This is a genomic window from Stenotrophomonas sp. 115C5 (assembly GCF_056861055.1).
Map to the genome: position 1 here is coordinate 110,214 of NZ_JBSPUQ010000010.1, position 24,117 is coordinate 134,330.

At 67.0% G+C, this 24,117-nt stretch carries 22 protein-coding genes; 8 read left to right on the forward strand and 14 right to left on the reverse strand.

What is annotated here, in order from left to right:
• Window positions 1–3: 3 nt before the first annotated feature.
• From AC13FN_RS13500 to AC13FN_RS13515, 4 genes are all read right to left on the reverse strand, one after another.
• Complete coding sequence (locus tag AC13FN_RS13500) at window positions 4–1,092, reverse strand: acetylornithine deacetylase (protein ID WP_049435089.1); 1,089 nt, start codon at window positions 1,090–1,092, stop codon at window positions 4–6.
• A gap of 132 nt (window positions 1,093–1,224) precedes the next feature.
• Window positions 1,225–2,415, reverse strand: coding sequence for an argininosuccinate synthase (locus AC13FN_RS13505; RefSeq protein ID WP_049435090.1), 1,191 nt, complete (start codon window positions 2,413–2,415; stop codon window positions 1,225–1,227).
• A gap of 67 nt (window positions 2,416–2,482) precedes the next feature.
• Window positions 2,483–3,493: an N-acetylornithine carbamoyltransferase gene (locus AC13FN_RS13510; protein ID WP_482985018.1), complete on the reverse strand. Its 1,011-nt coding sequence runs from the start codon at window positions 3,491–3,493 to the stop codon at window positions 2,483–2,485.
• A gap of 318 nt (window positions 3,494–3,811) precedes the next feature.
• Window positions 3,812–4,381 carry a glycine zipper 2TM domain-containing protein gene (locus tag AC13FN_RS13515; RefSeq protein ID WP_043400934.1) on the reverse strand — a complete coding sequence of 190 codons (570 nt, stop codon included), beginning with the start codon at window positions 4,379–4,381 and terminating at the stop codon, window positions 3,812–3,814.
• A gap of 188 nt (window positions 4,382–4,569) precedes the next feature.
• On the opposite strand from AC13FN_RS13515, the gene cysS reads away from it, so the two are divergent.
• Genes cysS through AC13FN_RS13530 form a run of 3 tightly spaced genes read left to right on the forward strand, consistent with a single transcriptional unit; the run spans window position 4,570 to window position 7,696 of the window.
• Window positions 4,570–5,946 (forward strand): cysteine--tRNA ligase, encoded by a 1,377-nt coding sequence (gene cysS, locus AC13FN_RS13520; protein ID WP_049435091.1) that lies wholly within the window; start codon window positions 4,570–4,572, stop codon window positions 5,944–5,946.
• Window positions 5,947–5,999: 53 nt separating this feature from the next.
• On the forward strand, window positions 6,000–6,452 hold the full coding sequence (locus AC13FN_RS13525) for a SufE family protein (RefSeq protein WP_049435092.1): 453 nt from the start codon (window positions 6,000–6,002) through the stop codon (window positions 6,450–6,452).
• Window positions 6,449–7,696, forward strand: a complete 1,248-nt coding sequence (locus AC13FN_RS13530) for an MFS transporter (protein WP_482985017.1) — start codon at window positions 6,449–6,451, stop codon at window positions 7,694–7,696. The genes AC13FN_RS13525 and AC13FN_RS13530 overlap by 4 nt, the downstream gene beginning before the upstream one ends.
• 506 nt (window positions 7,697–8,202) lie before the next feature.
• Here the strand turns inward: AC13FN_RS13530 and dksA are convergent.
• Window positions 8,203–9,432: an RNA polymerase-binding protein DksA gene (gene dksA / locus AC13FN_RS13535; RefSeq protein ID WP_049435094.1), complete on the reverse strand. Its 1,230-nt coding sequence runs from the start codon at window positions 9,430–9,432 to the stop codon at window positions 8,203–8,205.
• A gap of 272 nt (window positions 9,433–9,704) precedes the next feature.
• Here dksA and yidD point away from each other — a divergent pair, with 272 nt between their 5' ends.
• The 3 genes from yidD to AC13FN_RS13550 are packed head-to-tail and all read left to right on the forward strand — an operon-like array spanning window position 9,705 to window position 12,155.
• The gene (gene yidD / locus AC13FN_RS13540; protein WP_005417723.1) at window positions 9,705–9,959 is read left to right on the forward strand and encodes a membrane protein insertion efficiency factor YidD; all 255 of its coding nucleotides are present in this window, start codon (window positions 9,705–9,707) and stop codon (window positions 9,957–9,959) included.
• A gap of 1 nt (window position 9,960) precedes the next feature.
• Complete coding sequence (locus tag AC13FN_RS13545) at window positions 9,961–11,307, forward strand: dihydroorotase (RefSeq protein ID WP_049435095.1); 1,347 nt, start codon at window positions 9,961–9,963, stop codon at window positions 11,305–11,307.
• Window positions 11,307–12,155, forward strand: coding sequence for a M23 family metallopeptidase (locus tag AC13FN_RS13550; RefSeq protein ID WP_482985016.1), 849 nt, complete (start codon window positions 11,307–11,309; stop codon window positions 12,153–12,155). The genes AC13FN_RS13545 and AC13FN_RS13550 overlap by 1 nt, the downstream gene beginning before the upstream one ends.
• A 105-nt stretch (window positions 12,156–12,260) precedes the next feature.
• Here AC13FN_RS13550 and AC13FN_RS13555 read toward each other — a convergent pair whose 3' ends face one another.
• The 5 genes from AC13FN_RS13555 to efp all read right to left on the reverse strand — a co-directional run bounded on the left by AC13FN_RS13555 (window position 12,261) and on the right by efp (window position 16,527).
• Window positions 12,261–12,965: a squalene/phytoene synthase family protein gene (locus tag AC13FN_RS13555; protein WP_049435097.1), complete on the reverse strand. Its 705-nt coding sequence runs from the start codon at window positions 12,963–12,965 to the stop codon at window positions 12,261–12,263.
• Between the two features lie 11 nt (window positions 12,966–12,976).
• A complete protein-coding gene (locus AC13FN_RS13560; protein WP_049435098.1) occupies window positions 12,977–13,672 on the reverse strand; it encodes a phosphoglycolate phosphatase in 696 nt (231 codons plus the stop codon).
• Entirely contained in the window at window positions 13,669–14,385 is a 717-nt protein-coding gene (gene ubiG / locus AC13FN_RS13565) for a bifunctional 2-polyprenyl-6-hydroxyphenol methylase/3-demethylubiquinol 3-O-methyltransferase UbiG (RefSeq protein WP_054172192.1), read from the reverse strand. Before ubiG ends, AC13FN_RS13560 begins: the two co-directional genes overlap by 4 nt.
• A 24-nt stretch (window positions 14,386–14,409) precedes the next feature.
• Complete coding sequence (locus tag AC13FN_RS13570) at window positions 14,410–15,753, reverse strand: TRZ/ATZ family hydrolase (protein ID WP_482985015.1); 1,344 nt, start codon at window positions 15,751–15,753, stop codon at window positions 14,410–14,412.
• A gap of 207 nt (window positions 15,754–15,960) precedes the next feature.
• Window positions 15,961–16,527 carry an elongation factor P gene (gene efp / locus AC13FN_RS13575; RefSeq protein WP_005410381.1) on the reverse strand — a complete coding sequence of 189 codons (567 nt, stop codon included), beginning with the start codon at window positions 16,525–16,527 and terminating at the stop codon, window positions 15,961–15,963.
• Between the two features lie 120 nt (window positions 16,528–16,647).
• Here efp and epmB point away from each other — a divergent pair, with 120 nt between their 5' ends.
• Window positions 16,648–17,664 carry an EF-P beta-lysylation protein EpmB gene (gene epmB / locus AC13FN_RS13580; RefSeq protein ID WP_049435101.1) on the forward strand — a complete coding sequence of 339 codons (1,017 nt, stop codon included), beginning with the start codon at window positions 16,648–16,650 and terminating at the stop codon, window positions 17,662–17,664.
• Window positions 17,665–17,745: 81 nt separating this feature from the next.
• Here epmB and AC13FN_RS13585 read toward each other — a convergent pair whose 3' ends face one another.
• From AC13FN_RS13585 to AC13FN_RS13595, 3 genes are all read right to left on the reverse strand, one after another.
• Window positions 17,746–19,872: a putative bifunctional diguanylate cyclase/phosphodiesterase gene (locus AC13FN_RS13585; protein WP_241888023.1), complete on the reverse strand. Its 2,127-nt coding sequence runs from the start codon at window positions 19,870–19,872 to the stop codon at window positions 17,746–17,748.
• Window positions 19,869–20,771 carry a phosphate/phosphite/phosphonate ABC transporter substrate-binding protein gene (locus AC13FN_RS13590; protein WP_425602573.1) on the reverse strand — a complete coding sequence of 301 codons (903 nt, stop codon included), beginning with the start codon at window positions 20,769–20,771 and terminating at the stop codon, window positions 19,869–19,871. The genes AC13FN_RS13585 and AC13FN_RS13590 overlap by 4 nt, the downstream gene beginning before the upstream one ends.
• Window positions 20,772–20,847: 76 nt before the next feature.
• The gene (locus tag AC13FN_RS13595) at window positions 20,848–21,618 is read right to left on the reverse strand and encodes an RNA methyltransferase (protein ID WP_312394018.1); all 771 of its coding nucleotides are present in this window, start codon (window positions 21,616–21,618) and stop codon (window positions 20,848–20,850) included.
• 120 nt (window positions 21,619–21,738) lie between these two features.
• Here AC13FN_RS13595 and AC13FN_RS13600 point away from each other — a divergent pair, with 120 nt between their 5' ends.
• On the forward strand, window positions 21,739–22,566 hold the full coding sequence (locus tag AC13FN_RS13600) for an inositol monophosphatase family protein (protein ID WP_049435104.1): 828 nt from the start codon (window positions 21,739–21,741) through the stop codon (window positions 22,564–22,566).
• A 669-nt stretch (window positions 22,567–23,235) separates the two neighbouring features.
• Here AC13FN_RS13600 and htpX read toward each other — a convergent pair.
• Window positions 23,236–24,102, reverse strand: coding sequence for a protease HtpX (gene htpX / locus AC13FN_RS13605; protein ID WP_049457138.1), 867 nt, complete (start codon window positions 24,100–24,102; stop codon window positions 23,236–23,238).
• Between the last annotated feature and the right edge of the window lie 15 nt (window positions 24,103–24,117).

The window sequence follows — 24,117 nt, forward strand, 5'->3', positions numbered from 1 at the left end:
GAATCAGGCGCCGGCGGCGATGATGCGGTGCACGGCGTCGGTGTAGCGCTGCAGCTGCTCCAGCGTCACGAACTCGTCGGCGGTGTGGGCCTGGGCGATGTCACCCGGGCCGAACACCAGCGTGGTGTAGCCACCGGCCGAGAACAGCGAGGCCTCGGTCCAGAAGTCCACGGCATTGCCGATCGGCAGCTCCAGCGCATCGGCCACGTCGCGTGCCAGCAGGCGGCGGTTCTCGGCCTCGGCGATGTCACCGGCCGGCAGGCTGGGGCCACGGAAGGTTTCGGTGAACAGCGCCGCTTCCGGTTCGGCAAAACCGGCAAAGGTCACCAGCAACGCATCGATATCCATCGACGGCAGCGGACGGAAACCGAAGCGCACTTCGGCAGCGGGTGCGATCATGTTGGCCTTGATGCCACCTTCGACGCGGCCGATATTGAAGCGCAGGCCGGTCAGCCCGCCGAAGCGCGCCGACGCCAGCGATTCCACATGGTCCAGCGCGCGGTTGCCCCAGCGCATGGCCTGGTGCAGCGCGCTGGCGGCGGCATCCTGCTTGCCCGAGGCATGCCCCGCGCGGCCAGCGAACTGCATCAGCACCGAGCTGATGCCACGGTGCGCCAGCACCGCCTCGCTCATGGTCGGCTCGGCCACCAGCACCGCTTCATACGGCAGGCCACGGGCCAGGAACGCAGCGATGCAGCGCGGATCGTTGGCTTCTTCATCGCTGGAGAACAGGAAGGCCGCGTCACCGTCGCTGGCATTGGCTGCGGCCACCAGTGCGGCGGCCGCGCCTTTGATGTCACACACGCCCAGACCGACCACGCGGTCGTCCAGGCGGCGCATCACGTGCGGGTCGGCACTCCAGTGCGGCGAATCGGGCACGGTATCCAGGTGTACGTTGAACAGGTACTTCGGCGTCCCGCGCACGGCGTACAGGCTGACCGCACCGGCGCCATGGTCGATCACCTCGACGTTGAAGCCGGGCAGGTTCGCGCGCAGGTAATCGAAGATGCCACCGGTGGTGATCGCACGCGGCGGGTTGCGGGTGTCGAAGGACACCAGCGCCTGCAGGTGATCGAGCGTCTGTTCAAGCATGAATCAACAATCCTGTGGGATTCCGCCGGGCATGGCCCGGCGCTACCGAAATGCGTCTGGTGGAGAGCCCCCTTCTTGTTGAAGGGGGCGCGCCAACGGCGCAGGGTTGAGGTGGAATGCGTGGTCAACCGCTCAGCGGTTGACTTGCGCGTAAAGCGTCGAACTCATGCCGAACAGCTTGATGAAGCCCTCGGCCTCTTCCACGCCCCAGTCGGCCGACTGCGCGTAGGTGGCACCCTTGGTGTTGAGCAGGTGCGGCGACTTCACCGCCACTGCGTCGACGCGGCCACCACGCGTTTCCAGCACCACTTCACCGTTGACCTTGGCCTGCGAGGACTTCAGGAACGCTTCGATGTCGGTCTTCAGCGGGTCGTGGTAGAAGCCTTCGTACACCAGCTCCACCCACTTGCGTGCCACGTCCGGCTTGAAGCGGTTCTGCTGCTTGGTCAGCACGGCGTCTTCCAGCGCGCGGTGCGCGGCCAGCAGCGAGACCAGGCCCGGCGCCTCGAACACGATGCGACCCTTCAGGCCGATCACGGTGTCGCCGGTGTAGACGCCGCGGCCAACGCCGTACGGAGCGAACAGCTTGTTGAGCTGGGCCAGGATCTGGTCACCCGGCAGCGCCTTGCCGTTCAGTTCGACGGCTTCGCCTTCGACGAACTTCAGGGTCACGGTCAGGGCCTGTTCCGGCCACTCGCTCCGCGGTGCGCACCAGCCACGGGCGCCCTCGCCCGGGGCTTCCCAACGGTCGATCTCGCCGCCGGACATGGTCAGGCCCAGCAGGTTCTCGTTGATGGTGTAGGCCTGCTGCTTGGCGCGCACGCCGAAGCCACGCTCTTCCAGGTACTTCTGCTCGTAGGCGCGGGTCTGGGTGTGTTCCTTCTGGATCTCGCGGATCGGCGCGATGATCTGGTAGTCGCCCAGGGCCTTCACGGCCAGGTCGAAGCGGACCTGGTCGTTGCCCATGCCGGTGCAGCCGTGGGCGATGATGTTGGTGCCCAGTTCGGCGGCACGCTTCAGCGCGGCATCGACGATCAGGTAGCGGTCCGAGACCAGCAGCGGGTACTGGCCCTGGTAGCCTTCACCGGCCCACACGAACGGCTTGACGAAGCCTTCCCAGATGGCCGGGCCACCGTTGACGGTAACGTGGCTGGCCACGCCCAGCTCGGCGGCGCGCTTTTCGATGAAATCGCGCTCTTCATCATCCACGCCGCCGGTGTCGGCGAACACGGTGTGCACGTTGTAGCCGCGCTCCTGCAGGTACGGCACGCAGAAGCTGGTATCCAGGCCGCCGGAGAAGGCGAGAACGACGTCTTTGCTCATGGGGGTAATGTCCAATCAGGTTGTGTAGAGTCGAGCCATGCTCGACTGATGCTTGATCAAAAAACAATCAGCGCCCGGCAACCGCGGCCATGATCGCCTTCTGCACGTGCAGGCGGTTCTCGGCTTCGTTGATGGCGATGCACTGCGGCGAATCCATCACCGCATCGGTGGCCTTGACGTTGCGGCGCAGCGGCAGGCAGTGGCTGAACACACCGTTGTTGGTCAGCGCCATCTTCCGCTCGTCCACGATGAAGTGCTTGAACTGGTCGCGGATCGGCTTTTCCGGCTCCCAGTTGCCGAAGAACGGCAGCGCGCCCCAGCTCTTGGCATAGACCACGTCGGCGCCGGCGTAGGCGCTGTCGATGTCATGGCTGATCTTCAGCGAACCGCCGCTCTCGGCCACGTTCTGCTCGGCCCAGCCCATGTAGCGGTCGTCGAGGATGTAGTCGGCGGTCGGGCACAGCAGGGTCACGTCCATGCCCATGCGGGTGGCGATGGTCAGCGCCGAGTTGGCCACGGCGGTGTTCAGCGGCTTGGGGTGGTAGGTCCAGGTCAGCACGTACTTCTTGCCACGCAGGTCCTGGGCGCCGAAGTGCTCCTGCAGGGCCATGATGTGGGCCAGCTCCTGGCACGGATGGGTGATGGTCTCCATGTTGATGACCGGCACCGGCGAATACTTGGCGAAGCTGTTGAGGACGATGTCCTGGCGGTCGTAGGCCCAGTCGATGAACTTGGGGAACGCGCGCACGGCGATGATGTCGCAGTAACGGCCCAGCACCTTGGCCACTTCAGCGATGTGCTCTTCGGTATCGCCATCCATCACCGTGCCGAGGTTGAACTCGATCGGCCACGCATCCTTGCCCGGCTGCAGCACCACCGCGTGGGCACCCAGCTGGAACGCGCCCAGTTCGAAGCTGGTGCGGGTGCGCATGGACGGGTTGAAGAACACCAGCGCGATCGACTTGCCCTTGAGCTGGTCGCCGAGCTTGTTGCGCTTGAACAGCGCGGCCTGGGTCAGCAGCGCGTCGAGATCGCTGCGGCTCCAGTCCTGGGTGTTCAGGAAGTGCTTGGGGGACATCATCTTTCCTTGCGTGGCGGCGCCGGGTTCGACGCGGTGGAAGGGAAAACAGGAAGCAAAGGTGGAACGAAAAGGTTGCAGTTGCAGCTTTCAGAACGCAGAAACGAAAAAACCCAGCCGGGCGGCTGGGTTTTTTTCGGACGAACAGCAAAAAGCTCCGGTTACCCAGCGAGAATGTGGGGTTCCGGTCGACGCGCACGCGAGGTCATGCCCGACGCCTGTCGGGCTGCGCTGCTGTCGTGCTGGAAGTCGGTGAGCTTCATGGTCAACCATCTTTGCATGCGGCCGGGGCCGACGCAAGGGGCCGGGGTCGCAGAATCAGGGATTGCCCGTGGCGCCCTGCTCGGGGCCGACCCAAGGGGTGATCGACACCCGGATCTTGAGCCGGTTGCCGGGGTCTTCCGGCAGCCGTGAGCGGTACTTGGTGCCCTTGTAGACGTAATCCACGTCGTAGGCGATGGGCCTGCGGAATTCACGCCCCACCGGCACGATACGGCAGTCACGGGTCAGCATCGGGCCATTGTTGGCCGGTGCCGGCGCCGGGGCGGGTGACTCGGCGGCGGTGTCCTCGGAGACCTCTTCATCGCTGCGCTTGAACATCGAGCGCACCGAGTCCCAGAAGCGGCTGATCCGGCCCTTGTCCTCAACCGGCTCCTCACCGGTGACATTGACCGGCGCCAGGGTCCGGGTCGAGACCGGCTCGCAGTGTTCTTCGGTGCGGGTCGCGCGCAGGGTCTGGAACACGGGCTCGACGTTCAGCACCTGCGCGTAGTCGAACTTCACGTTCTCCACGATCACCACCCGGTTGCGGGGCTCGGCCTCCTGCGCCTGGGCCACGGCGGCCAGCGCCGACAGGCAGGCCAGGGTCAGCAACGCGGTGGATTTCATTGGCGAAGGGAGCAAGGACACGGCAATAGTGTAGGCAGTGGCGAGCGCAAGGGGCTGAACATTACCCGTCCACGCTGCTCCTGCCCACCCCACCTTGGACGGACCCGGCGTCCACCGGTGGCAGGCGGTGCCCCCAAAGGGGGCCGACACGTTCTAAAATCACAGGCTTGTCCCCCAGCCACAGCCCCATGACCCTGCGCCTGCACAACAACCTGACTCGCCAGCTCGAACCGTTCACCCCGCTCGACCCGGCCTGTCCGACCCTGTATGTGTGCGGCCCCACGGTCTACAACTACGTGCACATCGGCAACGCCCGTGGCCCGGTGGTGTTCGGCGTGCTGGCCGACCTGCTGCGGCGCCGTTTCGGTGGCCTGCGCTACGCGCGCAACATCACCGACGTGGACGACAAGATCAACACCGCCGCGCGTGAGCAGGGGGTGCCGATCAGCACCATCACCGACAGGTTCGCCGCCGCCTACCGTGAAGACATGGCCGCGCTGGGCGTGGTGCCGCCGGATATCGAGCCGGAGGTGACCGCGCACATTCCGCAGATCATCACCATGATCGAGCAGCTGATCGCCAATGGTCATGCCTACGCCGCCGAAGGCCACGTGCTGTTCGCGGTGGCCAGCTTCGAAGGCTACGGCAAGCTCTCGCGCCGCGACCCGGACGAAATGCTGGCCGGCGCCCGCGTCGACGTGGCCCCGTACAAGCGCGACCCGGGTGATTTCGTGCTGTGGAAGCCGTCCAGCGACGACCTGCCCGGCTGGGCGTCGCCCTGGGGTCGTGGCCGTCCGGGCTGGCATATCGAATGCTCGGCAATGGCCGCCGCTCATCTGGGCGAGACCATCGACATCCATGCCGGTGGCGTCGACCTGCAGTTCCCGCACCACGAAAACGAGCTTGCGCAGAGCGAATGCGCCCACGGCGGCAAGATCTTCGCTCGTTTCTGGCTGCACAACGGCATGCTCAACTTCGGCGGCGCCAAGATGAGCAAGTCGCTGGGCAACATCGAGCGCGTGCACGACCTGGTGCGCCAGCATCCGCCGGAAGCGCTGCGCCTGGCCCTGCTGTCGGCCCACTACCGGCAGCCGCTGGACTGGTCCGATGGCCTGATCGAGCAGTCGGTGCGCACCTTGGATCGCCTGTACGGCACCCTGCGCGAACTGGCGTCGGTCGAGGCGGTCGTGGTGATCCCGGCCACGGTCGAGGCGACCCTGGATGACGACCTGAACACCCCGCAGGCGCTGGCCGAAGTGGCCCGCATCGCTGCCGACGCACGCCGAGCCACCGACCCGGCCGAACAGGCGCGCCTGAAGGGCGAGCTGCTCGGTGCCGGCCTGGCCCTGGGCCTGCTGCAGGCCGACCCGGCACAGTGGTTCGGCACCGCCGCTGGCGATGACGGCGACGATGCGCGCATCCAGGGCCTGATCGACGAGCGTGCCGCTGCCAAGAAGGCGCGCGACTTCGCCCGTTCCGATGCCATCCGCGACCAGCTGGCCGCCGAAGGCATCGTGCTGGAAGACACCCCGCAGGGCGTGCGCTGGTCGCGCAAGCGCGGCTGACCTGCCCTGCCCCGTGGCCGGTACGCCGGCCACGCCCCACCGTAGAGACTGTTGTGACCGACTCCCCGTTCCCGCTTGAACCCACCGCTGCCGAGGCCCAGGCCGCCATCGCCGAGGAATTCGGCTTCTTCGGCGACTGGTCCGAGCGCTACCAGTACCTGATCGACCTCGGCCGCAAGCTGCCCGCCTTCCCGGACGAATGGAAGACCGAAGAGCACCGCCTGCTCGGCTGCCAGTCCATGGTCTGGATCGTGCCGGAAGGCAACGCACAGTCGCTGCGCTTCCACGCCATCAGTGATTCGGCCATCGTCTCCGGCCTGATCTTCCTGGCCCTGCGCGTGTACTCGGGGCGCTCGGCGCAGGAGATCCTGGATACCGAGCCCAGCTACATCCAGGACATCGGCCTGGCCCGACACCTCTCCCCCACCCGCAGCAACGGCGTGGCGGCGATGCTGGCCTTCATCCGCGAGACCGCGCAGGCCCAGCTGCAGCGCGACCCATCGTGAGCGAGCCTGCCACAGCCGAAGACACCGCGCTGGGCCTGCTGTCCCGGCCCGGTTTCGCCAAGCTGCTGGCCTACCGCATCTTCGCGATGCTGTCCTACCAGGTGGTCGCGGTCACCGTCGGCTGGCACATCTACGAAGTCACCCGCAATCCGTTCTCGCTGGGCCTGGTCGGCCTGGCCGAGGTGCTGCCGTTCTTCTGCGTGGCGCCGTTCGCCGGCTATCTGGTCGACCACCTGCCACGGCGCCGGCTGGGCATGGTGGCCTGTTCCGGGTTGATCGCCACGGCGCTGATGCTGACCGGCGTCGCCACGGGCTGGCTGCCGTTTGAAGGGGTATGGCCGATCTATGCGGCCATCGCCCTGACCGGCATGGTCCGTGCGTTCCTGTCGCCGATCTACAACGCACTGTTCGCCCGCGTGCTGGCCCGCGACCAGTTCGCGCGTGGCGCCGGACTCGGCGCGGTGGTGTTCCAGGCCGGCATGGTTGCCGGCCCGGCGCTGGGCGGCGTGCTGGTCGGCTTCGGCGGCAAGGGCCTGTCCTATGCCGTGGCGACTGCCTTCGCACTGGTGGCGATGGCCTGCCTGGCCATGCTGAAAGTGGAAGAGCCAGTGCACACCGGTCCGGCCGCGCCGATCTTCAAGAGCATCGCCGAAGGCGCGCGCTTCGTGGTCGGCAACCGGATCATGGTCGGCGCGATGGCGCTGGACATGTTCTCGGTGCTGCTGGGCGGCGTGGTGGCGATGCTGCCGGCCTTCCTGCACGAAATCCTGCACCACGGCCCGGAAGGCCTGGGCATCCTGCGCGCGATGCCGGCGCTCGGTTCGGTGTGCGTGGGCCTGTGGCTGGCCCGCCACCCGCTGCATCGCAATGCAGGCCGCGTGCTGCTGTTCGCGGTGGCCGGCTTCGGCCTGTGCGTGATCAGCTTCGGACTGTCGCAGCACTTCTGGCTGTCGGCGCTGATCCTGCTGTTCTACGGCGCCTTCGATGGCGTCTCGGTGGTGATCCGCTCGACCATCCTGCAGTTGGCCACGCCGGAAGAGATGCGCGGACGGGTGTCGTCGATCAACGGCATCTTCATCAGTTCGTCCAACGAGCTGGGCGCGTTCTATGCCGGCACGATGGCGAAGCTGCTCGGCCTGGTGCCGGCCGTGGTGCTGGGTGGGTTCGCCGTGCTGAGCGTGGCCGGGATCACCGCGTGGAAGAACCCGACATTGCGGAAACTGAATCTTCGCGACCTGCAGTGACGCTGCGAACAGCGGATTCGGCGGCGCCGGGCGTTTGGCTGGGGCCGTTGCTCTCCCTCGATGATTGGGCTTGTCACTTTCTTTTCGCGAAAAGAAAGTAACCAAAGAAACGCTCCGCCATCCGCGAGCCGGTGCTGCGCACCGGTGCCCTGCGCTCCTCGGCGAATCAGGGGACGGCGCGGAACTCGCTTCGCTCGGACACCCGCGCCTCTTCGCCCCTGATTCCCCTGCGGTGCTCGGCTCGCTACAAGGCGGACCCAACAGCCGCGAGCGCACGCATGACCGCTCCTGGTAGAGCCAAGCCATGCTTGGCTGCTTTTACTTTTGCTTTTGCTCTTCCTTGCCCTCCGGCTTCGGCCTGAGCCGAGCGTGGACTCGACTCTACATCGGACCCACCCGCAGGCTCCCTCCGATACCCGGAAGGCGCCGTTCTACCCAGCCAACCACCCCCAACAAAAAACCCGGCCGAAGCCGGGTTTTATGCATGACCAGACAACAATCAGGAATCAGTCGCCCTGCTGCTTCTGCAGGTGCTCCCAACGCTCCTGGGCGTCGATGGTGCGTTCGGCGGTGAGGCGCGCTTCCAGGCGCTCCAGGCCGATTTCTTCGCCGGTGTCGACGCAGTAACCGTAGTCGCCCGCTTCCAGGCGCTTCAGGGTGCTGTCGATCTTGCCGATCAGCTTGCGGTAGCGGTCGCGGGTACGCAGTTCCAGCGAGTTCTCGGTCTCGCGGGTCGCGCGCTCGGCTTCGTCGCCGATGTCACGCACTTCCTCACGAAGATTCTCGATGGTCTGCTTGGACTCTTCCACCAGGTCCGCGCGCCAGTTCTGCAGACGCTGACGGAAGTACTCCTGCTGCAGCGGGCTCATGTATTCCTCTTCCGAGGACGGCTTGTAGCCAGCCGGCAGGATCGGGCGGCCGGTGGCCTCGTCGGTCTTGTACTCGACCACCTTGTACTTGCTGCGCGGGGCCGGTGCAGCCGAGCGGGCGGCGACGGCCACGGCAACCTTGCCGACAGGGCGCGACACGGTCTTCGGGGCGGAATCGGATTTCACGGCGGTTTTGGCAGGCGATTTCGAAACGGGCACGGGATTCTTGGATTGCGGGGCCTTCGAAGCGGCAGAAGCGGCGGCCGGGGCCGGCTTGGAAGCCGGTTGGGCTGCTGCCACTGCCACGGTCTTGGCCGGGACAGGCTTGGCCGGAGCCGGCTTGGCAGCAGGCTTCGGTGCGGACTTCACTACTGGGGCCGGGGCCGGCTTGACGACCGGCGCGGCAACATTCTTGGCAACCTTCTTTACAGCGGCAGGCGTGGCAACCGGTTTAGCTGCAGCGACCTTCTTTGCCGCAGGCTTGGCGACCGGCTTGACCGCAGCCTTCTTCACCACCGCCTTCGGCGCCGGCTTGGCTGCTGCCTTCTTCGCCACCGGCTTGGCGGCGGCCTTCTTCACCGGCGCGGCCTTGCTGGCGGCCTTCTTCACCACCGGCGCCTTCTTGCTGGCAGCGGCAGGCTTGGCCTTGGCGGGCGCAGCAGCCTTCTTCGCCACCGGCTTGGTTGCCTTGACCGGCGTTTTCTTTGCGGTGGCCTTCCTGGCCGCCGGTTGCGAGGACGCTGCCTTGGTCGCCGGCTTGCTGGCCGGTTTCTTGGCAACGGGCTTTGCCGCCAACTTCTTCACAACAGGCTTGGCGGTTTTCTTGGCGGCCGTTGCGGCCTTCTTTGCAGTTTTTTTAGCAGCCACGAAACGCTCTTCCTTGGATTCCCCGGGGCCCGGGAAAGCGGGCCTTTATAGCCTACCCGACCCGCAGCAGCAACCTCGACCCCCTGCTCCATTCAGTCCTGGAGTCAAGGCGCCCTTGGAGGCAGTCCGACGAACACGGACCGCCTTGCGCGGTACGGAACCTGGCCAGCACCCGAAGGTGCTGGTACCGGTCGCAGGCCATCGGCGACATGCGACCAACGGCCCATCCTGCACAAATGCGGCCTTCATGCCAACTGGCATAAGATGACTGGGTGATCTCGCGCCTGCTCATTGCCCTGCTGCGCTTCTACAAGCGCTTCATCAGCCCCCTGCTGGGGCCGCGTTGCCGTTTCGTGCCGAGCTGTTCTGAATACGCGATGGACGCCATCTCCCGACACGGTCCGCTGCGCGGCAGCTGGCTGGCTGCGCGCCGGCTGGGCCGCTGCCATCCGTTCCATCCCGGCGGCTTCGACCCGGTGCCCGAATCCACCCACGCCCCCTCTTGCCGTTGCACAGGAAAACACTGACATGTCCTCCACCCTCATCACCAACGCCCGGATGGTCAACGAAGGCCGCACCTTCGACGGCGACCTGCGCATCGAGAACGGCCGCATCGCGCAGATCGGCAGTGGGCTGGCGCCGCGCGATGGCGAGCAGGTGGTGGACGCGGCCGGACGCTGGCTGCTGCCTGGCATGATCGATGACCAGGTGCACTTCCGCGAACCGGGCCTGACCCACAAGGGCGACATCGCCAGCGAATCGGCGGCGGCCGTGGCCGGTGGCCTGACCAGCTTCATGGACATGCCCAACACCAACCCGCCGACCCTGGATTCGACCATCCTCGAAGCCAAGTACGAACTGGCGCGCGGCCGCGCCTGGGCCAACTACGGCTTCTACCACGGCGCCAGCAATGACAACCTGGACGCGATCCGTGCGCTGGACCCGAAGAAGGCCCCGGGCGTAAAGGTGTTCATGGGCGCCTCCACCGGCAACATGCTGGTGGACAACCCGGAAACGCTGGATGCGATCTTCCGCGAATGCCCGACCCCGATCATCACGCACTGCGAAGACACGCCGATGATCGATGCCAACCTGAAGGCCTTCCAGGAAAAATACGGCGACGCGCTGACCCCGGACATGCATCCGGACATCCGTTCGCGCGAGGCCTGCATCAAGTCGACCCGCCTGGCGATGTCGCTGGCGCGCAAGCACGGCACCCGCCTGCATGTGCTGCACATCTCCACCGCCGACGAACTGGCGCTGTTCGAGAAGGGCCCGCTGATCCGCGCCGACGGCAGCCGCAAGCAGATCACCGCTGAAACCTGCGTGCACTTCCTGCACTTCGCGCGCCCGGATTACGCGACCAAGGGCAACCTGATCAAGTGCAACCCGGCGATCAAGGAAGTGTCCGACCGCGAGGCGATCACCGCTGCGCTGGCCGACGACGTGCTGGACGTGCTGGCCACCGACCATGCGCCGCACACCTGGGAAGAAAAGCAGAAGCCCTACGCGCAGGCGCCGTCGGGCCTGCCGCTGGTGCAGTACGCACTGGTGGCCGCGCTGGAGCGCGTGCACGAAGGCAAGCTGACCCGCGAGCAGGTGGTGCAGAAGTTCGCACACGCACCGGCACAACTGTTCGACGTGGAAGAGCGCGGCTTCCTGCGCGAAGGCTACTTCGCCGACCTGGTGCTGGTCGAAGACGTGCCGTTCACGGTCAAGCGCGAGGACGTGCTGTCCAAGTGCGGCTGGTCGCCGTTTGAAGGCACCACCTTCCGTTCGCGCGTGGCCTCCACCTGGGTCAACGGCCAGCTGGTGTGGGACGGCAGCAAGCTGGTGGGCAAGCCCGTCGGCCAGCGCATGACCTACGACCGCTGATGCGTTCGGCACTGATGATCGGGGCGCTGCTGCTGGCCGCGCCCCTGCTCACCGCACCCCAGGCGCAGGCGCAGGATGGCATCGGCAGCCTGATCGACAGCCACGTGGTGTTTCCGGCCAGCGCGTCGCAGGGCGCGCTGGTGATCGGCAAGGTACCCGCCGGCAGCCGCGTACAGTACGCCGGCCGCCAGCTGCGGGTGAGCGGCTATGGCAGCGTGGTGTTCGGCATCGGCCGCGACGAGAAGGGCCCGCTGCGCGTACAGGTGCAACGCCCCGATGGTGGCAGCGAGACCGCGACCATTGCGGTGACGCCGCGCGACTGGCCGACCGAGCGGGTCAACGGCGTGCCACCGAAGACGGTCAATCCGCCGCCGGCCATTGCCGAACGGATCAAGCGCGAACAGGCGCAGGTGACCGCGGCACGTGCCCGCGATGACGAACGTACCGATTTCACCCAGACCTTCATCTGGCCGGTGCAGGGCCGTATCAGCGGCCGCTTCGGCAACGCGCGCGTGTACAACGGCCAGCCTGGCGCCGGTCATTCCGGCATGGACATCGCGGTGCCGACCGGCACCCCGGTGAAGGCACCGGCCGCCGGCATCGTCACCTTCGCCGGCCCGGACCTGTACCTGACCGGCGGCACGCTGCTGCTCGACCACGGCTTCGGGGTCAGCTCCAACTTCCTGCACCTGTCGCGCATCGACGTAAAGGTCGGCGACCGGGTGGAACAGGGCCAGGTGATCGCTGCGGTCGGTGCCACCGGTCGCGCCACTGGGCCACACCTGCACTGGGGCATGAACTGGTTCGATACCCGTATCGACCCGCTGCTGGTGCTGGAACGTAAGTAACGCGCGCAATGCGCTGTAGTAGGTGCCGACCTTGGTCGGCACAACCTCATGGAGCGTGCGGACCAAGGTCCTCACCCTCCAGAAGCAGTCAGCAGGGCCGATCGATCAACCGCGGGCAGCCCACCACACGCGCAGCAGGGTGCGCACGGGAGTAGCTTCAATCGGCTTGCCTGCGGCCTGCGCCGCCACGCGGGCGCGCGCCAGACTGGACCACACACGGCGCGGGCGCGGGCCTGGCACGCGGGTGCCCCACCCCTTCAACAGATGCTGCGCCCAGCGCTGCGCGGCGCTGCTGGCATCACCGTCCAGCAGGCTGCGCGGCACACCGGCCACGCCGGCATCCTGCAGGCGCTGGGCCAGGGTCTGCAGCTGCACCGCACGACCGGCGCCGGTGCGCGGCTTGTCGTTGAACAGCGCCGCTTCCACCGCGGCAACCGCGTCGGCGTAGTTGGCCAGCGCGCGCTCGGCACTGGCCGCATCCAGTGCGACGGTGCGCGCTTCAACCAGATCCGGCAGCGCTTCGGCCAGCTGCGCCCACGGCGCACGCACCGGTTCCAGCAAACGACCCAACGGGTGGCGCGAACGATGCGCAGCCCAGCTGCGCAGCTCCTCGCCCCACCACGCCAGCTTGGCGTCGGCCGGCAACGGATCGCCGCCGGTGTTGAGCATGTCGTCGAATTCCTGCAGCAGCGCGAACCACGCCACCGCAAGCTCGCGTTGCGATTCGGCCACGAACGGGGCGGCCACCGACCATTCCGGCCAACGGCTGCGCCACTTGTCGAGGAAACTGTCCAGCGCGGTACTGCTCACTACGTCATTCCTTACGGCTGGGCCGGGGCTGCCGGCCGGGTCGGCCAGAGACTGGCCAGTTGCAGAAGTCCGGCGTTCTCGACCAGCACGTCGGCCTGCCAGGCCAGCGGGTCGTCGCTGTGCAGGCGATAGCCCCACAGTGCCGCCACCGACGGCATGGCCGCGGCACGCGCGGCGATGATGTCGCGCTCGTCGTCGCCCACGTACACGCAGTCTTCGGCGGCAACGGCGATCGCCTGCGCCGCGTGCAGCAGCGGCAGCGGATGCGGCTTGCGCTCGGCCAGGCTGTCACCACCCACCAGCACCGCACAGCGCTGCTGCCAGCCGTGCTGCGGCAGGATCAGGCGCGCCAGGTACTCGGGCTTGTTGGTGACGATGCCCCACACCGTACCGGCGGCATCCAGTGCAGCAAGCATGCCGGCCACGCCATCGAACAGCACCGCATGCTGGCCGATCAACGCCTCGTAGCGCTGCAGGAACTCCGGAATCAGCGCATCACGCGCCGCCGTGTCCAGTTCGGGGAAGGCTGCCGAGACCATCGCGCGCGAGCCCTTGGACACCACCGGGCGCAGCAGTGCCGGATCGATCGGCGCACGGCCACGCTCGGCCAGCATCGCATCACACGTGGCGACGAAGTCCGGCGCGCTGTCCAGCAGGGTGCCGTCCAGATCGAACAGCACCGCGCGCGGGAAGCGGGCAGAGGTCATGCCGGCTTGACCGCGTAGGCGAGGTAGTTGATGTCGGTGCGGCTGCTCAGGCGGGCATGGTTGCGCCACGGCTCGTAGGCCATGCCGCTGACATCCACCAGCTGCATGTCGGCCTCGCGCAGCCAGCGTGCCAGCTCGGCCGGCTTGATGAATTCCTGGTAGTGGTGCGTGCCCTTGGGCAGCAGCCGCGCCACGTACTCGGCGCCAACAATCGCCACCGCGAATGCGGCAGCGGTGCGGTTGATGGTCGACAGGAACAGGTGGCCGCCCGGCTTCAGCAGCCGCTTGCAGGCCTCGATGATCGCGCCCGGATCGGGCACGTGCTCGAGCATTTCCATGCAGGTGACCACATCGAAACTGCCCGGCTGCTCGGCAGCCAGGTCCTCGGCGGCCTGGACGCGGTAGTCGAGCTTGGCGCCGCTTTCCAGCGCATGCAGCCGCGCGACCTTGACCAGTTCCGGGGCCAGGTCGATGGCGGTGACGTCGGCGCCGGCCTGGGCCAGCGCTTCGCTCAACAGGCCGCCACCGCAACCGATGTCGAGCACGCGTGCGCCGCGCAGCGGCACGCGATCGGCCACGTACTTCAGGCGCACCGGATTCAGCGCATGCAACGGCTTCTGCGGGCCGTCAGCGTCCCACCAGCGGTTGGCCAGCGCGGCGAACTTGTCCAGCTCGGCCTGATCGAAATTGGAAGAAGCGTGGGGGGCAGTCATGAGGGGTCCTTGCGGCGCCAGGGATCAGGCGCGGATATGACGGATGCGCTCGCGCCACTGGCGCGCGTTGGCGATGATGCCCGGCAGGTCCATGCCGACCAGCTCGCGCTGCACCAGCTTCGGCTTGCCGGCGATCCAGACGTCGCTGACCTGCTGGCGGCCGGTGGCGTACACCAGCTGCGACAGCACGTTGTGCAGCGGCTGGGTTTCCAGCGCCGAGAGGTCAACGCAGACCAGGTCGGCCTGCTTGCCGACTTCGATCGAGCCGATGCGCTCGCCGAAGCCCAGCGCGCGGGCACCGCCCAGGGCGGAGGCGCGCAGCGTGGTGGCTGCATCCAGCGCGGTGGCGTCGTCGGCCACGGCCTTGGCCAGGATCGCCGCAGTGCGGTTCTCGCTGAACATGTCCAGGTCATTGTTGCTGGCGCAGCCGTCGGTGCCTATCGCCAGGTTCACGCCAGCACGCTGCAGGGCGCAGGCCGGGCAGAAACCGGAGGCCAGCTTCAGGTTCGATTCCGGGCAATGCACCACGCTGACACCACGCTCGGCGCACAGGTGGATTTCCGCATCGGTCAGCTGGGTCATGTGCACCGCGATCAGGCGGTCGTTGACCAGACCGAGCCGATCCAGCCGCGCCAGCGGGCGCTGGCCGTGCAGCTTGATCGAATCGGTGATTTCCTGCGCGGTCTCGTGGGTGTGCAGGTGCACCTGCATGTCGAGCTGGTCGGACAGCATCCGCACCCGCTCGAAGTTGGCATCGTTGACGGTGTACGGCGCATGCGGCGCGAACGCGGTGCCGATCAGCGGATCGGTGCGCCACTGGTCATGCAGTTCACCGGCCTTGGCGAAGTACTCGTCGTCGGTCTTGGCCCAGGCGGTGGGGAAATCGATGATGACCGCGCCGACCAGCGCGCGGAAACCGTGCTTCTTGTAGACCGCGGCCTGCACGTCGCCGAAGAAGTAGTTCTCGTTGGCGCAGGTGGTGCCGCCGCGCAGCATCTCGGCGATGGCCAGGGTGGTGCCGTCGGCAACGAATTCGGGGCCGATCACCGCCGCTTCCACCGGCCAGATGTGCTGCTGCAGCCAGGTCATCAGCGGCAGGTCGTCGGCGACGCCGCGCAGCAGGGTCATCGGGTTGTGCGTGTGCGCGTTGACCAGGCCCGGCATCAGCGCGGCCTCGGGGCGGCTGACCACCTGGGTGGCGCGGAACCGTGCGCGCGCCTCGGCACGCGGCAGGATCGCGATGATCTCGCTGCCACGCACGGCCACGGCATGGTCTTCCAGCACCACCGCATGCGGCTCGATCGGAACGACGTAACCGGCTTCGATGAGCAGGTCGCAGGCTTCGGGGAGGTGCGGGCTATCGCTCATGCGGGCTCACTGGCTGGGGGGGCGGCGAGATACTTCTGGGGGACACGCCCCTGAATCAGGGGCTGCCGCGAAGCGGCGGGGTCTGGAGACTCGTGAAGCGGGGCCCATGATCTGCCGAAGCAGATCATGGGAGCGCCAGCGCGAATGCGATGGCGCTTACCCGAGCATGGCTCGGCTCTACAGTAAGGTCGGCCTACGGCCGGGACCTTACTTGACGCGTGCGGAGTATTCGCCCGAACGGGTATCGACGCGGATCACTTCGTCCTGGTTGACGAACAGCGGCACGCGGACCACGGCGCCGGTTTCCAGGGTGGCCGGCTTGCCGCCGCCGCCCGAGGTGTCGCCACGGACGCCCGGATCGGTTTCGGTGATCTTCAGTTCGACGAAGTTCGGCGGCTGCACGAAGATCGGCTCACCGTTCCACAGGGTGACCACGCAGGACTCTTCGCCCTTCAGCCACTTCTCGGCGCCGCCCATGCCGGCCTTGGTGGCCTGGACCTGCTCGAAGGACTCCGGGTCCATGAAGTGCCAGTACTCGCCGTCGCTGTACATGAAGTTCATGTCGGTATCGACGACGTCGGCTGCATCCAGCGAGTCGGTCGACTTCATGGTGACTTCCTGGGTACGGCCGTCCTTGATCAGGCGGTACTTCACGCGGGTGAAGGCCTGGCCCTTGCCCGGCTTGACGTATTCGGTGTCGATGATGACGGCCGGTTGGTTGTTGACCAGGATCTTCATCCCGTTCTTGACGTCGTTCATGCCGTAGCTGGCCATGCGTAAACTCCTGAGTGGCGAAAGCGCCGCGGGTGCGGCGAGCCGTTAGAATGGAAAGCCCACCGGATGCCGGTGGGCGACTGTTTTTCTGCCCCCATGATAACCGCAGGCCCCCTCTCCATGCAGCTTTCCGCCTTCCCACGGCCCCAGTCGCCAGGTGCGCCCGCGCGCTGGCAGCAGCTCTGGCGCCAGGCGCTGCGCGACCCGCACGCGCTGCTGGCCCGGCTGCAGCTGGACCCGGCCGCGCTGGGCGTCTCGGAGGCGGCCATGGCCCAGTTCGCGCTGCGCGTGCCGGAAGGCTTCGTGGCCCGCATGCGCCCTGGCGATGCGGCCGACCCGCTGCTGCGCCAGGTGCTGCCGATCGACGAGGAAATGCGCCCGGCGCCCGGGTTCAGCTTCGATGCGGTGGGCGATGGTGCCGCCAAGAAGGCCACCGGCGTCATCCAGAAGTACCGTGGCCGTGCCCTGCTGGTCGCCACCGGCAGCTGCGCGATCAACTGCCGCTACTGCTTCCGCCGCCACTTCGACTATGGCGCGGAGAATGCCGCCAAGGGTGGCTGGCAGGAGGCCGTAGCCGCCATCGCCGCCGACCCGGACATCGACGAGGTGATCCTGTCCGGCGGCGACCCGCTGTCGCTGGCCACGCACAAGCTGGTGGAGCTGACCGACGCCCTGCGCGCGATCCCGCATATCCTCCGCCTGCGCATCCACACCCGGCTGCCGATCGTGCTGCCCGAGCGCGTGGACGATGAGCTGGTCTCCTGGCTGGGCAGCCTGCCGTGGCCGCTGGCGATCGTGGTCCACGCCAATCATGCCAATGAATTCGATGCCAGCGTGGACGCGGCGATGGCCCGCCTGCGCGGCATCGGCGCCCAGCTGCTGAACCAGGCGGTGTTGCTGCGCGGGGTCAACGACAGCGTGCAGGCCCTGCAGGACCTGAGCGAGCGCAGCTTCGCCGCCGGCGTGCTGCCCTACTACCTGCACCAGCTGGACCGGGTCGAGGGCGTGGCCCATTTCGAAGTGGACGATGCCCAGGCCAAGGCACTGATTGCCGGCCTGACCGCACGCCTGTCCGGCTACCTGATCCCCAAGCTGGTGCGCGAACTGCCCGGCGATCCGAGCAAGCGCCCGGTGTAGCCCCCAAAAAAGGGGGACGGAGGGGATTAAGTCGCTTATGCATTTGCGACTTAATCCCCTCCGTCCCCTTTTTTGTGTCGGTCAGATGCCCGATTCGATCATCCGCACCACTTCGGTGGCGGTCACCGGGTGGCTCAGCCAATAGCCCTGGCCAAGGTCGCAGCCGCGCTGCGCCAGCAGCTCGAACTGCGCCTGCTGCTCGATGCCTTCGGCCACCACGGTGATGCCCAGCGCGTGGGCCATGGCAATGATCGCCGTGGTCAGCGCGAGGTCATCGGGGTCACGCTGCATGTCGGCCACGAAACTCTTGTCGATCTTCACGCCGTCCACGGGTACCTGGCGCAGATGACTGAGCCCGGAGAAGCCGGTCCCGAAATCATCCAGCCAGACCTTCACGCCGGTGCGGTGCAGCTTGTCCAGCAGCTGCGCGGCAACCATCTCGTCGCCGATCACGGCGGTTTCGGTCAGCTCCAGATGCAGGCGCGACGCCGGCAGCCCGGACTCATGCAGGCACTGCGCGACCAGTGCCGGCAGCTCACCGCCGCGCAACTGCCGTGGCGACACGTTGACCGACACGAACAGGTCGTCCCCGGCCGCCCCGCGCGGCCACTGCGAGGCCTCCATGCAGGCCGCACGCAGGACCTTCGGGCCGATGATCTCGATCAGCCCACTCTGCTCGGCTACCTCGATGAACACCGAGGGCGGAATCGTGCCCAGGGTCGGGTGCTGCCAGCGCAACAGTACTTCAACGCCGACCATCCGGCGGTCGCGCATGCGGAAGATCGGCTGGTAGGCCAGGCGCAGTTCGCCGCGCTCCCAGGCCCCGCGCAGTTCCTGCTCCATGTGCACGCGACGCTCGACCGCATGGTCCATCGCCCGGCTGTAATAGCGATAGCAGTTCTTGCCGGCCATCTTCGCCTGGTACATGGCGATGTCGCCGTTCTTCAGCAGGGTGGTCGCATCGGCTGCATCGTCGGGGAACAGGGTCACGCCGATCGAGGTGCCCAGGAACAGTTCCCTGCCCTGCACCACCAACGGCTTGCCCAGCTCGCGCACCAGCACTTCGGCCAGCAGCCGCGCGTTGGCGGCCACATCACCGTCGCCCACCAGGATCACGAACTCGTCACCGCCGAAGCGCGCCAGCAGGGCCTCATCGCCCCCGGCCTCGGTGACCGCGCGGCCGATACGCTGGGCGAACTGCAGCAATGCCTCATCGCCGGCCTCGTGGCCAAGGGTGTCATTGACCCGCTTGAAGTCGTCGATATCGGCGAACAGCAGGCCCAACCGGTGATTGGCGGCACGGGCGGCCATCAACCGATGATCAAGCGCCTCGCGGAATGCCAGCCGGTTGGTCAGCCCGGTCAGCGCGTCGGTATAGGCCATGCGCCGAACTTCGCGGTCATGGCGGGCGATCGCATCACGCATCCGGGCGAAACCGCGTACCAGTTCGCCGACCTCGTCGTCGCGGGTGTTCTCGGCCAGGGGCGTCTGGTAGTCACCGGCCTCGATGCGACGGGCGGCGACGGCAAGGTCACGGATCGGCGCGACCAGGGTGCGCTGCACGTACAGGATCACCACTACGCCGATCACCACCAGCAGGCCCAGCATCAGCAGCAGCCAGCCCAGGTGACGGCTGCCGACCTGCTGCAGGCGCTCGCCCAGGGTGGCATTGGCCGCCTGCTCGCGCTGCTGCACCTCATCCAGCGCCATGCCGACCCGGACGCCGCCAATGCGCTGGTTGCCGATCATGATCGGCATGGTGTTGTCGAGCACCTTCGGCGATTCCTGCACGACCAGCATCTGCGCGGCTGCGGCCTTGGGTGCCAGTGGATCGGCCATCGGCTGGCCGAATCCGGATACCTCGACCGAGCCATCGTGTACCAGCCGGCCGCGTTCGTCGAACACCAGTACATAGCGCACCACGGGCTGGCGCGCGGTACTGCGTACCAGTACGCCGACCTGGTCCAGATCGCGGTAGTACAACGGGTTGGCCAGGGCGTCGGACAACTCACGCGCCATCGCCTCGCCGCGGCTGCGCACGCTGCGGTCGAACAGTTCATGGATGACGCCGCCGCTGAGGTTGCGCACCTCGCCCTGCATCGCCGTCTGCCGCCCCAACAACACTGCAAGGATCGCGATCACCACGACCATCGCCCCGCCCATCGCGAGCAGGAACCGGGCCTGCATCCCCGAGCCAAGCCACTTCATTCCACTTCCATCCGCACGCGCGTCAATCCTTGTTTCAATTCATCCAACCGCTGCTGCGCATGCGCATCGACGCGGTGGAACCCGGAAGTGCCAAAAAACCGATGCAGCGCCCCCTGTGCCTGCGGGTCGCTGGCTGCCTGCAGCAGCACTTCCTGCAGGCGATCACGCACGCGTGGATCAAGGTCGGCGCGGACCATCTCCACCGCACGCGGGTAGGGTTCGGTGCGCAGCAGCTCGCGGAAGTCGCGCCGGAACGCTGCCGGCATCCGCCGCTCGTCGTTCCAGTCCACGCTGCTCACCGCTCCCACGTCAACCACCCCCTTGTGCACGAACGTCGCGATGTTCAGCTCGCTGCGTGCAAATACGTAACCCACACTGTCCCGGCCCGGCATGTCCCATGCACCGGCCAGGATCTGGGGCGACAGGCCCTCCTGCAGCAACGTCATCACCGGCACCAGATAGGCACTGGTGGACGCCGTGTTCTGCAGGGCCAGGCGATGGCCCCGCAGATCCTGTACGCGCTGGATCGGGCTGTCGCGGCGCACGAAGAACACCGTCTGGTAATCACGCACGCCGTTGCGCTCGGTCAGCAGCAGTGGGCGGGCGCCACTGCGCTGGCCCAGCGCCACCGCCGTACCCGAGGTTTCGGTGACCCAGTCGACCCTGCCCCGCCGCAGATAGCTGGCCATCTGCTGCGGGTCGCGTGCCATCAGGATCCTCCCCTCCTTGATGCCAACGTCGTGCATGCGCGCCACCACATAGTCCAGCAAGGGCTGCAGCTGCTCGTAATGGGTCTTGGGATCATCGCTGATCCGGCCCAGCACCAGTACCGGGTCCGGCGCTGCACGCACCGTCCCGGCCAGCAGGACCATGGCCAGGCTCAGCAGTCCCCCCTGCATTGCCTTTCGCAGACCCGACACAGGCTTCATCCCCCCTGGGTATCCAGACAGACTACCCGAAAAAATGAGAACGTCGTCAGCTGTCCTTGTTGCCCGCTTGTGCCAGTCGCGCCATGCGCTGGGTGTCGGCGAGGATGCCGCGCAACAGGCGCACTTCCTGCTCGCTGGGTTCGCTGCGCAGGAACAGGCGGCGCAGCTTGCGCATCGCCGATTCCGGGGCGCGGCCCTTGTGGAAATCGATCTCATCCAGCGTGTCGCCAAGCTGGGCGAAGAAGCTCTCCATCTGCTCGTGGCTGGCCGCCTGTTCGCGGAAGCCCGGCTCGGCGTCGGCTGCAGGCTGCGCACCCAGCAGCTGCATGCGCGTTTCATAGGCCAGCACCTGCACGGCAGCAGCCAGGTTGAGCGAGCTGAACTCCGGGTCGGACGGGATATGCACCGCTGCATGGCACAGCTGCAGTTCCTCGTTGGTCAGGCCGGTGCGCTCACGGCCGAACACCAGCGCCACCTCGGCACCCTCGCAGGCCTTGGCCACCGCGCGGGCAGCGGCATCGGCCGGCAGGTACTCCTCCAGCTGGACGCGGCGGGCACGGGCGGTGCAGCCCAGCACCAGGCGGCAGTCAGCCACGGCCTCGGCCAGGGTGGCCACCACCGGGGCGTCCCCCAGTACGTCTTCGGCACCGGCCGAGCGCCGGAAGGCCTCCTCGTCCAGCGGCTTTTCGGGAGCGACCAGTACCAGGCGGGCCAGGCCCATGGTCTTCAGGGCACGGGCGGCGGCCCCCATGTTGCCGGGGTGCTGGGTACCGACCAGGACGAATCGGAGGCGGGTGGCGGCGGGAAACTGGGACATGAACAGGGAAAAGGTCGAGCTGGACGATGACCAATGGTAAACTGTGCGGCCGGCCACTGCGCCGGACCCGCTCTTTTCCCCCGCCAGTCCATCTCTTCTGCCTTTCCGGGAGCCCACGCCATGCAGAAACCCGCCGTAACCGTCATGGTCAAGGCCGCCCGCCTCGCCGGCAACGTCCTGTTGCGCAACATCAACAAGCTCGAGGCACTGAACGTGGTGCAGAAGGGCCGGATGGACTACGCCAGCGAAGTGGATGCGGACGCGGAAAAGGTCATCGTCAAGGAACTCAAGCGCGCCTACCCGGACTACGGCATCTTCGGTGAAGAAGGTGGCGTGCAGGGCGAGCGCCGCCAGATGTGGGTCATCGACCCGCTGGACGGCACCAGCAACTATCTGCGCGGCGTGCCGCACTACTGCGTGTCGATCGCCTTGGTCGAAAACGGCGAGCCGACCGATGCGGTCATCTTCGACCCGCTGCGCAATGAACTGTTCACCGCCAGCCGTGGCGCGGGTGCCGTGCTGAACGACCGCCGCATCCGCGTGGCCGACCGCAAGGATCTGGAAGGCACGATGATCCACACCGGCTTCGCCCCGCGCGAGCGTTCCCGCGCCAGCGCCCAGCTGAAGGCGGTCGACGCCCTGCTGGTGCACGGCGAGGACATCCGCCGTACCGGTTCGGCGGCACTGGACCTGGCCTACGTGGCCTGCGGCCGTGCCGACGCCTACTTCGAAGCCGGCGTGAAGGCATGGGACATCGCTGCCGGCCTGCTGCTGGTCCGCGAGGCGGGCGGCAAGGTCTGCGACTTCAAGGGCGCGACCCTGGGCCGCATGGACAACCGTGGCCCGGACACTCATCAGATCGTGGCCGGCAACCTGAAGGTGGCCGAGTCGCTGCAGAAGGTGCTGGTCAACACCGGCTACGCTGCCGAGTTCGACGCGAAGTTCTGAGGTTCCGTGTAAAGCGGTTCATGGAGACGGCACCTGCGAAGGTGCCGTTTTCGTTCGTGCGCACTGAGATTCGTTTCCGCGACCGCGGAGGGGTGTCACTTTCTTTGCGCGCAAAGAAAGTAACCAAAGAAACGCTCCGCCGGCCGCGAGCCGACGTGCTGCGCACGCCGGTGCCCTGCGCTCCTCGGCCCGTCGAGGGACGGTGCGGGAACTCGCTGCGCTCAGACACCCGCACCTCTTCGCCCTCGCCGGACCTGCGGTGCTCGGCTCGCTTGAAGGCGGACTGGAAGGTCAAGATCAAGAGCAACAGCATCCACGCGTGACGTGGATCTACTGGGTGCAGCTGCGGCATTTGACCTTGGGTCCGCCTTGAGCGAGCCGAGCATCGCAGGGGAATCAGGGGCGAAGAGGCGCCGATGTCTGAGCGCAGCGAGTTCGGCGCCGTCCCCTGATTCGCCGAGAAGCGCAGGGTACCGTCGCATAGCGACGGCTCGCGCCCCGGCGGCGTGTTTCTTTGGTTACTTTCTTTGCACGAGCAAAGAAAGTGACACCTCCCCGCAGGCGCGGAAACGATCCGCCGGGCACGACCCGGCATCAGCAATGCATCCCCACAAACAAGAACGCCCGGCGCGCGGCCAGGCGTTCCTGCACTACCTTGAAAGCAGAAGCTTACGCCACCGTCGAAGCCCGCAGCGCGGCGATGCGCTCTTCCAGCGGCGGGTGGCTCATGAACAGCTTCTTCGCCGTCGAACCGGCAATACCAAACGCCGCGATCTGGGTCGGCAGCGTGCTCTGGCCGTGGTTGAGCTGCAGGCGCTCCAGCGCGGCGATCATCTTCTGGCGGCCGGCCAGCGAGGCACCGCCGGCGTCGGCGCGGAACTCGCGGTGGCGCGAGAACCACATCGAGATCATGGTGGCGAACAGGCCGAACACCATCTCCAGCACGAACACGATGATGTAGTAGGCGAAGCCGCGGCCGCCACCTTCGCGGTTGCCCGACAGCGCGCTGTCGATGATGCCGCCGACCACGCGGGCCAGCACGATCACGAAGGTGTTCAGCACGCCCTGCAGCAGCGCCATGGTGATCATGTCACCGTTGGCGACGTGGGCGATCTCGTGGCCCAGCACCGCTTCGGCTTCGTCTTCGCTCATGTTGTGCAGCAGGCCGGTGGACACCGCGACCAGCGCGTTGTTGCGGTTGGCGCCGGTGGCGAAGGCATTGATCTCCGGGCCTTCGTACACGGCCACTTCGGGCATGCCGATACCAGCCGCCTTGGCCTGCCGCTCGACCGTGGCCAGCAGCCAGCGTTCGGTCTGGTTGCGCGGCTCGGTGATCACCACCGCACCGGTGGAGCGCTTGGCCATCCACTTGGACAGCAGCAGCGAGATGAAGGAACCACCGAAACCGAAGATGCCGGCCATGATCAGCAGACCGCTCATCTTGCTCGGGTCGGTTCCCAACAGCGACATCACGATGCTGGCGAGGATCAGGACCGCGAAATTGGTCGCCAGGAACAGGGCAATGCGGGTAAACATGGGAAAATCCGGCTC

Bases quoted from the DNA above. Each gene is read 5' to 3' on its own strand.
- AC13FN_RS13500 (WP_049435089.1), bottom strand. From the start codon at position 1,092: ATGCTTGAACAGACGCTCGATCACCTGCAGGCGCTGGTGTCCTTCGAC.
- AC13FN_RS13550 (WP_482985016.1), top strand. From the start codon at position 11,307: ATGCGTTCGGCACTGATGATCGGGGCGCTGCTGCTGGCCGCGCCCCTG.
- AC13FN_RS13545 (WP_049435095.1), top strand. From the start codon at position 9,961: ATGTCCTCCACCCTCATCACCAACGCCCGGATGGTCAACGAAGGCCGC.
- epmB (WP_049435101.1), top strand. From the start codon at position 16,648: ATGCAGCTTTCCGCCTTCCCACGGCCCCAGTCGCCAGGTGCGCCCGCG.
- cysS (WP_049435091.1), top strand. From the start codon at position 4,570: ATGACCCTGCGCCTGCACAACAACCTGACTCGCCAGCTCGAACCGTTC.
- htpX (WP_049457138.1), bottom strand. From the start codon at position 24,102: ATGTTTACCCGCATTGCCCTGTTCCTGGCGACCAATTTCGCGGTCCTG.
- AC13FN_RS13600 (WP_049435104.1), top strand. From the start codon at position 21,739: ATGCAGAAACCCGCCGTAACCGTCATGGTCAAGGCCGCCCGCCTCGCC.
- AC13FN_RS13515 (WP_043400934.1), bottom strand. From the start codon at position 4,381: ATGAAATCCACCGCGTTGCTGACCCTGGCCTGCCTGTCGGCGCTGGCC.
- efp (WP_005410381.1), bottom strand. From the start codon at position 16,527: ATGGCCAGCTACGGCATGAACGACGTCAAGAACGGGATGAAGATCCTG.
- AC13FN_RS13590 (WP_425602573.1), bottom strand. From the start codon at position 20,771: ATGCAGGGGGGACTGCTGAGCCTGGCCATGGTCCTGCTGGCCGGGACG.
- ubiG (WP_054172192.1), bottom strand. From the start codon at position 14,385: ATGACTGCCCCCCACGCTTCTTCCAATTTCGATCAGGCCGAGCTGGAC.
- AC13FN_RS13570 (WP_482985015.1), bottom strand. From the start codon at position 15,753: ATGAGCGATAGCCCGCACCTCCCCGAAGCCTGCGACCTGCTCATCGAA.
- AC13FN_RS13595 (WP_312394018.1), bottom strand. From the start codon at position 21,618: ATGTCCCAGTTTCCCGCCGCCACCCGCCTCCGATTCGTCCTGGTCGGT.
- AC13FN_RS13505 (WP_049435090.1), bottom strand. From the start codon at position 2,415: ATGAGCAAAGACGTCGTTCTCGCCTTCTCCGGCGGCCTGGATACCAGC.
- AC13FN_RS13560 (WP_049435098.1), bottom strand. From the start codon at position 13,672: ATGACCTCTGCCCGCTTCCCGCGCGCGGTGCTGTTCGATCTGGACGGC.
- AC13FN_RS13585 (WP_241888023.1), bottom strand. From the start codon at position 19,872: ATGAAGTGGCTTGGCTCGGGGATGCAGGCCCGGTTCCTGCTCGCGATG.
- AC13FN_RS13510 (WP_482985018.1), bottom strand. From the start codon at position 3,493: ATGTCCCCCAAGCACTTCCTGAACACCCAGGACTGGAGCCGCAGCGAT.